General features: G+C 60.3%; 8 protein-coding genes. 5 read left to right on the top strand and 3 right to left on the bottom strand.

Going from position 1 to position 9,983, the window contains the following annotated elements; all coding sequences use genetic code 11:
- Positions 1-165: 165 nt before the first annotated feature.
- Positions 166-1,845: a 2-isopropylmalate synthase gene (gene leuA, locus AC1Q8Q_RS28330; RefSeq protein ID WP_020795615.1), complete on the bottom strand. Its 1,680-nt coding sequence runs from the start codon at positions 1,843-1,845 to the stop codon at positions 166-168.
- Positions 1,846-2,233: 388 nt separating this feature from the next.
- Between leuA and AC1Q8Q_RS28325 the strand changes: the two genes are divergently transcribed.
- Positions 2,234-2,590 (top strand): hypothetical protein, encoded by a 357-nt coding sequence (locus tag AC1Q8Q_RS28325; protein WP_020795616.1) that lies wholly within the window; start codon positions 2,234-2,236, stop codon positions 2,588-2,590.
- 100 nt (positions 2,591-2,690) lie between these two features.
- On the opposite strand, the gene AC1Q8Q_RS28320 is transcribed toward AC1Q8Q_RS28325, so the two are convergent.
- Both AC1Q8Q_RS28320 and xseA read right to left on the bottom strand, forming a co-directional pair.
- Positions 2,691-3,512 carry a M23 family metallopeptidase gene (locus AC1Q8Q_RS28320; RefSeq protein WP_083348290.1) on the bottom strand — a complete coding sequence of 274 codons (822 nt, stop codon included), beginning with the start codon at positions 3,510-3,512 and terminating at the stop codon, positions 2,691-2,693.
- A gap of 3 nt (positions 3,513-3,515) precedes the next feature.
- Complete coding sequence (xseA, locus tag AC1Q8Q_RS28315) at positions 3,516-4,895, bottom strand: exodeoxyribonuclease VII large subunit (protein ID WP_020795618.1); 1,380 nt, start codon at positions 4,893-4,895, stop codon at positions 3,516-3,518.
- Between the two features lie 182 nt (positions 4,896-5,077).
- Here xseA and AC1Q8Q_RS28310 point away from each other — a divergent pair, with 182 nt between their 5' ends.
- The 4 genes from AC1Q8Q_RS28310 to guaA all read left to right on the top strand — a co-directional run bounded on the left by AC1Q8Q_RS28310 (position 5,078) and on the right by guaA (position 9,819).
- The gene (locus tag AC1Q8Q_RS28310) at positions 5,078-5,845 is read left to right on the top strand and encodes a sulfite exporter TauE/SafE family protein (protein WP_083348291.1); all 768 of its coding nucleotides are present in this window, start codon (positions 5,078-5,080) and stop codon (positions 5,843-5,845) included.
- A gap of 61 nt (positions 5,846-5,906) precedes the next feature.
- A complete protein-coding gene (locus AC1Q8Q_RS28305; protein WP_033042611.1) occupies positions 5,907-6,455 on the top strand; it encodes a hypothetical protein in 549 nt (182 codons plus the stop codon).
- A gap of 217 nt (positions 6,456-6,672) precedes the next feature.
- Positions 6,673-8,142: an IMP dehydrogenase gene (guaB, locus tag AC1Q8Q_RS28300; protein ID WP_492615784.1), complete on the top strand. Its 1,470-nt coding sequence runs from the start codon at positions 6,673-6,675 to the stop codon at positions 8,140-8,142.
- Between the two features lie 99 nt (positions 8,143-8,241).
- Positions 8,242-9,819 carry a glutamine-hydrolyzing GMP synthase gene (gene guaA, locus AC1Q8Q_RS28295; protein ID WP_083348292.1) on the top strand — a complete coding sequence of 526 codons (1,578 nt, stop codon included), beginning with the start codon at positions 8,242-8,244 and terminating at the stop codon, positions 9,817-9,819.
- The last annotated feature ends 164 nt before the right edge of the window (positions 9,820-9,983 follow it).

Genomic DNA, 9,983 nt, shown 5'->3' with positions numbered 1-9,983 from the left:
CGTCAACAGTCAGAATCGAGCCTTGTCCCTCCTCCTCCCTTCAAGTCCTACCATACAAGCGAGCCTGCTCGCGAAGATGGCATGACAGGCACTACAAAAACTACAGGCAAACAAAAAGGCCCCGAGATCGCATCTCGGGGCCTTTTGTATTTCAGCGAAGGCTAATTACGCCGCTTTCGCTTCCGGCTGGCTCAGCGAGCGGTTCAGTGCGCTGAACAGGGCCTTGAAGCTGGCGGTGGTGATGTTTTCATCGATACCCACGCCGTGCACCGCACGCTCACCATTCACTCGCAGTTCAATGTAGGCCGCCGCCTTGGCATTGGTGCCCGCGCCGATGGCGTGTTCGTTGTAGTCCATGATTTCCACCGGGATCGGCAGGCCGGCCACCAGTGCTTCCAGGGCGCCGTTGCCCTTGCCGCGCCAGTGCAGGTTGGTTTCGCCCTGGCCTTTGCTGGCCACTTCCACTTCGACGGCGCTGTGGCCGTTTTCTTCCTGCAGGCGATGACTGACCAGCGCATACGGGGTGTTGGCCTGCAAGTACTCGCTGTGCAGCAGCGCGTGGATTTGCTGGGCGGTCATTTCCAGGCCCAGGCGATCGGTTTCGCGCTGCACGACCTGGCTGAATTCGATCTGCATGCGACGTGGCAGGCTGATGCCGTATTCCTGCTCCAACAGATAGGCGATGCCGCCCTTGCCCGACTGGCTGTTGACGCGGATGACCGCCTCGTAGCTGCGGCCGATGTCGGCCGGGTCGATCGGCAGGTACGGCACTTCCCACAGGGCGTCCGGTTTCTGCTGGGCGAAACCCTTGCGAATTGCGTCCTGGTGCGAGCCGGAGAATGCGGTGTGCACCAGGTCGCCAACGTACGGGTGACGCGGGTGAACCTGGATCTGGTTGCACTCTTCGACGACCTTGCGCACGCCGTCGATGTCGGAGAAGTCCAGCTCAGGGTTCAGGCCCTGGGTGTACATGTTCAGGGCCACGGTCACCAGGTCGACGTTACCGGTACGCTCGCCGTTGCCGAACAGGCAGCCTTCGACGCGGTCGGCGCCAGCCATCAGGCCCAGCTCGGTGGCGGCAACGCCAGTGCCACGGTCGTTGTGGGTGTGCAGGCTGATGATCACGCTGTCACGACGGTTGATGTGACGGCCGAACCATTCGATCTGGTCGGCATAGATGTTCGGGGTAGCGCATTCGACGGTGGCCGGCAGGTTGAGGATGATCTTGCGCTCGGGCGTCGGGTTCCAGACTTCGATCACCGCGTCGCAGACTTCCTTGGCGAACTCCAGTTCTGTGGCGCTGAAGGTTTCCGGGGAGTACTGGAAGGTCCACTCGGTTTCCGGCTGCTGGGCGGCATATTTGACGAACAGCTTGGCCGCGTTTACGGCGATTTCCTTGACCCCTTCCAAGTCCTGGTTGAAGACAATGCGGCGGAAAGAAGGAGACGTGGCGTTGTACAGGTGAACGATGGCTTTTTTCGCGCCACGCAGGGATTCGAAAGTACGCGCGATCAAATCTTCACGTGCCTGGGTCAATACCTGGATGGTGGTGTCGTCCGGGATATGACCGTCTTCGATCAGGGTGCGTACGAAGTCGAAATCGGTCTGCGAGGCGGACGGGAACGACGCTTCGATTTCCTTCACGCCGACCTGCACCAGGGTTTTCCAGAAGCGCAGCTTCTTGACGGCGTCCATCGGTTCGATCAGCGACTGGTTACCATCGCGCAGGTCGGAGCTGCACCAGATTGGCGCGGCGGTGATGGTCTTCGACGGCCAGGTGCGGTCCGGCAGATCGATGGTCGGGAACGCGCGGTATTTCGAAGACGGGTCTTTGAGCATGCTCATCGGGAAATCCTTATTGTGTTGGCCGAAAAAAGGCGGCCTGCCGGTGGATCAAAATGTTCTTGGAGTAACGCTTGGGACGAGGCGCCGCGATTCAGCCCGGCAGTCGTGCGCTGACAAGGCACAAACTGCGGTGCTGACGAAGCTGAATGAGGGTGTGAGAGGTTTTCATGCCTTCAACCCTAACCGCGGGGGGGAAGGATGGCAAGCGGTGGGAAAAAATTGAGAGGAATCCTCTTTAGGGCTTGTTTGGCGAGATTTTATTGCTCTGGAGTACGGTGATCTTCAGGTTGTTTGCGCAAGGTTTGAGCTGTGCGCAATCGATGATGCTGGCGTCTTATTCTGGTGGCGAAGCTATTCTTAAGTCTTGGAGGCCCAGCAGGAGTCGGTGATGAACGAGTCTGATTGGAAGCAATACTGCGTGTTGCGTCCGATAGCCCATGAGCGGATGTGTGAGCGGATTCTATCGGATGTCGAAAAGACGCTATTGGACAAGAGTATCGCGCCGTACGAGCGGATAGATCGCAGCGAGGAATTGCTCAAGGCTGGGCAAAAGGAGCTGTACTGGGCGTTTGGCGTGTTCAGGTTCTCGCGGCATGAAGCCCGTTCGCATTTGCTCGGGCTGTGTGCGCGGGAATTGATTACGGCGCAGGAGTTGAGCTGGTTTTCAGTGGAGACTCAGGAGTGGGTCAGGCATTGCCTGGCGGACCGGGAAGTCCATGGCATTGAGGATCTGGATGCGGAGTAGTGGCCTTGAAAGATCGCAGCCTGCGGCAGCTCCTACAGGGTTCAGCGATACGACACGAACCTTGTAGGAGCTGCCGCAGGCTGCGATCTTTTGATCTTGCTTAAGGTTGAAACGCCCCGATAAAGATAGCCGGATCCACCCGCGCATCATTCAGGCTGACATTCCAGTGCATATGCGGCCCGGTTGCCCGACCGGTCGCCCCGACTTTTCCGACCACACCGCCACGAGCCATCTGCTGGCCGACCTTCACGTCGATTTTCGACATGTGGCAGAACATGCTGATGAACCCCTGGCCATGGTCGACAAACACCGTATTGCCGTTGAAGAAGTAGTTGCCGATCAAGATCACCTTGCCTGCGGCTGGAGTCTTGATCGGCGTACCGGCAGGCACGGCGAAATCCAGGCCTGAGTGAGGATTACGCTCCTCACCGTTGAAGAACCGGCGTACGCCGAACTTGCTCGACAGCGGTCCGTTTACCGGTTTGTCCAGCAGCACGTTACTTGGCGAATTCGGGCTGAACGTACGGTAGGCAGCGATCTGCTCGGCCAGTTCGCGCTCGATGCGCTTGAGATTGTCCGGGTCTGGATTGACCTGTTGGGTGTTTTTCAGGGTGATTCGCTGCTCCGGATATTTCTTGTTGCCGACGGTGAAACCAAGGCTGCGCCCACCGCTGCTGATGGCCTGTGCGCCCGGCTTGACCGTCAACGGCACGCCGACAATCGCCAGCCAGTTGTTCTGTTCCTTGATCACCAGGACGGGTTTGCCCTGATAACTGGCTTTCGGCGCTTGCGCGGCAGCTCCCAGGTCGACCACCGCCACGCCGCCCGGCACCGGTTTGTTCAACTGGCGGGTGATGTAGCTGTCGGCGTGGGCGTTGAAGGTCAGGCAAAGCAACAGCAGCGGAGCTAAAAAACGCGGCATGGATCAGTCCAGTAAAGAAAGGGTGACGGGCGTCAGGTGATTGTCTTCGACCCGCACGTGCAGTTCGCCTTCACCCAGCTTGGCCTTCAGGCGCTGGCCGGTGTGGGTCTGTGCGGCGCTGCGGATCGCATTGCCACGCTCGTCGAGCAAAATGCTGTAGCCACGGCCAAGAGTCGCCAGGGGGCTGACCACGTGCAGTGTTTGCATCTGGCTCTGCAGCTGCAGGCGACGGTTTTTCAGGCCCTCGCGGATGGCGCGGGGCAAGCGTTCGGCGAGGCTGTCGAGACGTTGGCGCAGCATCGCCAATTGACGTCCCGGATGCTGCCCGGCCAGGCGGGTTTCCAGGCGGATCAGCCGTTCGCGACGGGTGTTGAGGCTGCGTTCGAAGGCCCGACGCATGCGCATGTCCAGATCATCCAGGCGTTGCGCTTGCTGGCGCAGGCGTTCGCCGGGATGGCGCAGGCGCCGAGAGATGCCTTCCAGGCGCAGCCGGTCACGCATCAAGCGATCACGCATGCGCATCACCAGGCGCCGATGCAGGCTCTCGACCCGGCGGACCAGATCGCTGGAATCCGGTGCCAGCAGCTCGGCGGCGGCCGATGGCGTGGGCGCGCGGACGTCGGCGACGAAGTCACTGATCGATACATCGGTTTCGTGGCCGACGGCGCTGACGATCGGCGTCACGCAGGCATCCACCGCGCGCGCTACGGCTTCTTCGTTGAAGCACCAGAGGTCTTCCAGCGAACCGCCACCGCGGGCCAGGATCAGCGCGTCGAAACCACGGGCATCCGCCAGTTTTAACGCGCGGACAATCTGCGCGGTGGCTTCGCGGCCTTGCACGGCGGTGGGGATCAGGGTCAATTGCACTTGCGGCGCGCGGCGGCGGAACACGCTGATGATGTCGCGGATGACCGCGCCGGTGGGCGAACTGATGATGCCGATGCGTTGTGGATGCGCCGGCAGCGGTACTTTGCGCTCGGCGCTGAACAGGCCTTCGGCGCTGAGTTTTTCCTTCAAGGCATCGAACGCCAGGCGCAATGCTCCATCACCGGCCGGCTCCACGGTATCGAGGATCAGTTGGTAATCGCCGCGTCCCTCGAACAACGAGACTTTGCCGCGTACCTTGACGGCCAGGCCATCCTTCAGCGCTTGACGCACACGCGCGGCGTTTTGCCGGAACAGCGCGCAACGCACCTGGGCGCCGCTGTCCTTGAGGGTGAAATACACGTGGCCCGACGCCGGCCGGGCGAGGTTGGAGATTTCGCCTTCGACCCAGATATTGCTGAAAACGTCTTCAAGCAACACCCGCGCGCGGCCGTTGAGCTGGCTGACGGTCAGGACTTCGCGGTCCAGGCCGAGTCTTGCAAAGGGATCTTTAATCATGGGGCGCAGTTTAAAGGCATTCTCCAACCGAATGCACGATCCCCTGTAGGCGCGAGCACGCTCGCGATGGAGGTCAACGATGACGCGGGGAGCCTGACACCCCGCGGTGTCCTCAGGTTTTTCGCGAGCATGCTCGCTCCTACAGGGGTAGAGTCTGCTTCGCGATTCATGGATGACTGGGGATGAATGTGTTTGAGCTGATGAACCAATGGCCCTTCGGCGCCACGGACTGGCTGGTAATCGCGCTGGGCATCGCCCTGGCCTATATCGTGTTCGGCATTGCCGGTTTCGGCACGGCGCTGGTCGCCGGGCCGATCCTGATCCTGTTCCTGCCGCTGTCGAAGATCGTACCGTTGCTGGTGTTGCTTGATTTTGTCGCGGCATTCGGCAACCTGCTGCCCTCGCGGCGGGATGTCGCCAGGCCTGAGCTGCTGCGATTGTTGCCCTGCATGGCGGTGGGTTGCACGCTGGGCGTGATCTTCCTGTTGAACCTCAAGTCCGACCTGTTGCTGCTGTTGATGGGGCTGTTTATCAGTGCCTACGCCATCTACAGCCTGTGGATTAAAACCCGTCCGGCGCAATTGTCTGCCGCCTGGGCATTGCCGATGGGCACCGTGGGCGGGATGTTTGGGGCGTTGTTTGGCAGTGGCGGCTTTCTGTACGCGATCTATTTGAACAGCCGCTTGCCCAAGGAGGCGGCTCGAGCGACCCAGAGTGCGTTGATCAGTTGCAGCACGGTGGTGCGCCTGAGCCTGTTCATTGTCGCCGGCGTCTATGCCGAGCTACCCTTGTTGGTGCTGGCGTTGTGTTTGCTGCCGGCCATGGCGCTGGGCCTGTGGATCGGTCGACGGCTGACCCTGAAATTGTCACGTGAGGCGTTCGTCCGCCTGGTGACCTGGCTGGTCCTGGCCAGCGGTATCGCCCTGATCGGGCGTTACTTGAGTACTTGACCTCTGAAGCCTTGGGCTTAAGCTGCCGGGCTTCCTTCAAAGCGTTACAGCAGGTCGCCCCATGAATTCCCAAAGCATCATTGTCCCGAAAATTTCCACACTGCCGGTGCATGAGCCACGGGCCCGGGCGATCGTGCGTTGGCTGGTGCGCAAGAACATCATCAACGAAGAGTTGACCACCTGTGGCCGCACCGGCAATCGCATGGCCCACGCCATCGCCGAGGGTGCCAGGGAAGTGGTTCTGCACCCGCAAGCCCTGCCGTTCGGCGAGCCGATCAATGGCCTGGAGATCGTCACCAAACGCTGCATCTATACGCCGGCCAAAGGGTTTCTTGGCGAGGCCGGTTGTGCCGAGTGCCGCAAGGAAGTCGGTGAAGCACTGTTTGAAAGCCTCGAAGACTGGATGCCCGGGCGTACCGATAACTTCACCTGCCCCGAATGCGGGCATGAAGACGACATCAACGGTTTCCTGTTCCTGCAGGAGTGCGGCTTTTCCAACCTGGGCTTCATTTTCAACAACTGGGCCGAGGCGGGGTTCAAGCAGAGCTTTCTCGACGAATTTGCCGATTGGCTGGATCAACCCGTTAGTTGGGTGAAAGTAGAGCTCTGATCGTTGCATCCTCCTGTAGGAGCTGCCGCAGGCTGCGATCTTTTGATCTTGCTTTTGAAGATCAATGTCAAAAGATCGCAGCCTTCGACAGCTCCTACAGGGGGCGATATGTTCCGTATATCCATAAGGTCGATAATAGACAGAGTTTTACATTGAACCCGAGGGGGTGTCTGACTATAATGGCGCGCTTCCATTTTCCCGCTCGGGAGCCCCCGCGATGCTGCGTATCAGCCAAGAAGCTCTGACATTCGACGACATTCTCCTAGTGCCTGGTTATTCCGAGGTGCTTCCTAACGAAGTCAGTCTCAAGACCCGCCTTACCCGTGGCATCGAGCTGAATATTCCACTGGTCTCCGCCGCCATGGACACCGTCACTGAAGCCCGTCTGGCAATTGCCATGGCTCAGGAAGGTGGTATCGGTATCATCCACAAGAACATGACCATCGAGCAGCAAGCTGCCGAAGTGCGCAAGGTCAAGCGTTACGAAGCCGGTGTGGTCAAGGATCCGATCACCATCGAGGCTGACGCTACCGTGCGCGAACTGTTCGAATTGACCCGCATGAACAACATCTCCGGCGTTCCGGTGCTGCACAATGGCGACCTGGTCGGCATTGTCACTTCCCGTGACGTGCGTTTCGAGAACCGTCTGGAAGCCACTGTCCGTGAAGTGATGACGCCTAAAGAGCGCCTGGTCACGGTCAAGGAAGGCGCCGACAAGAACGACGTTCGCGAGTTGCTGCACAAGCACCGCATCGAACGCGTACTGATCGTCGACGACAAGTTCGCCCTCAAGGGCATGATGACCGTCAACGACATCGAAAAAGCCAAGGCTTACCCGCTGGCCAGCAAGGACGATCAAGGTCGTCTGCGCGTGGGCGCCGCGGTCGGTACCGGTAAAGACACCGGTGACCGTGTTGCTGCCCTGGTCAACGCCGGCGTTGACGTGGTGGTGGTCGACACCGCCCACGGTCACTCCAAAGGCGTGATCGACCGCGTTCGCTGGGTTAAACAAAACTTCCCTGAAGTGCAGGTGATCGGCGGCAACATCGCCACCGGCGCTGCCGCCAAGGCCCTGGCCGAAGCGGGCGCTGACGCAGTCAAGGTCGGTATCGGCCCTGGCTCGATCTGCACCACCCGTATCGTCGCTGGTGTCGGCGTGCCGCAAATCAGTGCCATCGCCAACGTCGCCGCTGCCCTCGAAGGCACTGGCGTTCCGTTGATCGCCGACGGCGGCATCCGTTTCTCCGGTGACCTGTCCAAGGCCATCGTGGCCGGTGCTTCCTGCGTGATGATGGGCTCGATGTTCGCCGGTACCGAAGAAGCGCCAGGCGAGATCGAACTGTTCCAGGGCCGTTCGTACAAGGCTTATCGCGGCATGGGTTCGCTGGGCGCCATGTCCCAGGCCCAGGGTTCCTCCGACCGTTACTTCCAGGACTCCTCCGCGGGTGCCGAGAAGCTGGTTCCGGAAGGTATCGAAGGGCGTGTGCCGTACAAGGGCACCCTGAGCGCCATCATCCATCAACTGATGGGCGGCCTGCGTTCCTCGATGGGTTACACCGGCAGTGCCGACATCGAAGAAATGCGCACCAAGCCTGAGTTCGTGCGGATCACCGGTGCTGGCATGGCCGAGTCCCACGTCCACGACGTACAGATCACCAAAGAAGCGCCAAACTACCGCGTAGGTTGAGGCTTCAAGCAAATCGTTAAGCAACCGGGGCTGTTCTATTCAGCCCCGAGTTGTTTCTGAATCACGACTGTTTCTGAATTACTTAGACGAGACTGAATCATGGCCCTCGACATTCACGCTCACCGCATCCTGATCCTCGATTTCGGTTCCCAGTACACCCAACTGATTGCCCGCCGCGTGCGTGAAATCGGCGTTTACTGCGAACTGCATCCGTTCGACATGGACGAGGAAGCCATTCGCGAATTCGCTCCAAAAGGCGTGATCCTCGCCGGCGGCCCCGAGTCCGTGCACGAAGCCGACAGCCCTCGCTGTCCGCAAGCAGTGTTCGACCTGGGCGTGCCAGTCTTCGGTATCTGCTACGGCATGCAGACCATGGCCGAGCAACTGGGCGGCAAGGTTGAAGGTTCCGACCTGCGTGAGTTCGGCTATGCCCGCGTAGACGTGGTCGGCAAGAGCCGCCTGCTCGACGGCATCGAAGACCACATCGACGCCGATGGCCTGTTTGGCCTCGACGTATGGATGAGCCACGGTGACAAGGTCACCAGGATGCCGGAAGATTTCCACATCCTGGCCAGCACCCCGAGCTGCCCTATCGCTGGCATGTTCAGCGACGAGCGTCGTTACTACGGCGTGCAGTTCCACCCGGAAGTGACCCACACCAAGCAGGGCGGTCGCATCCTGTCGCGCTTCATCCTCGACATCTGCGAGTGCGAAGCGCTGTGGACCCCATCGAAGATCGCTGAAGACGCCATCGCCCAGGTTCGCGCCCAGGTCGGCACCGACAACGTCCTGCTGGGCCTGTCCGGCGGCGTGGACTCGTCCGTGGTTGCCGCACTGCTGCACAAGGCCATCGGCGACCAACTGACCTGCGTCTTCGTCGACAACGGCCTGCTGCGCCTGCACGAAGGCGAGCAAGTAATGGCCATGTTCGCCGAGAACATGGGCGTCAAGGTGATCCGCGCCAACGCCGAGGACCAGTTCCTCGACAACCTGGCCGGCGAAGCCGACCCAGAGAAGAAGCGCAAGATCATCGGCCGTACCTTCATCGACGTGTTCGATGCCGAATCCTGCAAGCTGGACAACATCAAGTACCTGGCCCAAGGCACCATCTACCCGGACGTGATCGAGTCGGCTGGCGCGAAAAGCGGCAAGGCCCACGTGATCAAGTCGCACCACAACGTGGGCGGCTTGCCGGAAGAAATGAACCTCAAGCTGGTCGAGCCGCTACGTGAGCTGTTCAAGGACGAAGTCCGTCGTCTGGGCCTGGAGCTGGGCCTGCCGTACGACATGGTCTACCGTCACCCGTTCCCGGGCCCGGGCCTGGGTGTGCGCATCCTCGGCGAAGTGAAGAAGGAATACGCCGACCTGCTGCGTCGTGCCGACCACATCTTCATCGAAGAACTGCGCAAGGCCGACTGGTACCACAAGGTCAGCCAGGCGTTCGTGGTGTTCCAGCCGGTGAAATCGGTTGGCGTTGTAGGCGATGGCCGTCGTTACGCCTGGGTCGTGGCCCTGCGTGCGGTGGAAACCATCGACTTCATGACCGCGCGTTGGGCACACCTGCCTTACGAACTGCTGGAAACCGTCAGCGGCCGCATCATCAATGAAATCGAAGGCATCTCCCGCGTCACCTACGACGTGTCGAGCAAGCCGCCAGCGACGATTGAGTGGGAATGATCCCGCACCAGCCCTGAGGGGTTGATCGCAGGATAAAAAAGCCGTGTGAACGTGAGTTCACGCGGCTTTTTGCATTGATGCCGGCCCTGCCTGCGGCTCGTCGTCACGTCCGCTTTGCTGTTTCTTTCGCAACTGCGGGTGTATCGTATTCGCCTTTTGCGGGT

The organism is Pseudomonas sp. GW823-FHT06B06 (assembly GCF_058795195.1).
Note: the sequence above shows the minus strand (reverse complement) of the source record. Positions and strands in the feature narration are given on the sequence as shown.

Coding starts and splice junctions, on each gene's coding strand:
- leuA (WP_020795615.1), bottom strand. CDS start 1,845: ATGAGCATGCTCAAAGACCCGTCTTCGAAATACCGCGCGTTCCCGACC.
- AC1Q8Q_RS28325 (WP_020795616.1), top strand. CDS start 2,234: ATGAACGAGTCTGATTGGAAGCAATACTGCGTGTTGCGTCCGATAGCC.
- AC1Q8Q_RS28320 (WP_083348290.1), bottom strand. CDS start 3,512: ATGCCGCGTTTTTTAGCTCCGCTGCTGTTGCTTTGCCTGACCTTCAAC.
- xseA (WP_020795618.1), bottom strand. CDS start 4,895: ATGATTAAAGATCCCTTTGCAAGACTCGGCCTGGACCGCGAAGTCCTG.
- AC1Q8Q_RS28310 (WP_083348291.1), top strand. CDS start 5,078: ATGAATGTGTTTGAGCTGATGAACCAATGGCCCTTCGGCGCCACGGAC.
- AC1Q8Q_RS28305 (WP_033042611.1), top strand. CDS start 5,907: ATGAATTCCCAAAGCATCATTGTCCCGAAAATTTCCACACTGCCGGTG.
- guaB (WP_492615784.1), top strand. CDS start 6,673: ATGCTGCGTATCAGCCAAGAAGCTCTGACATTCGACGACATTCTCCTA.
- guaA (WP_083348292.1), top strand. CDS start 8,242: ATGGCCCTCGACATTCACGCTCACCGCATCCTGATCCTCGATTTCGGT.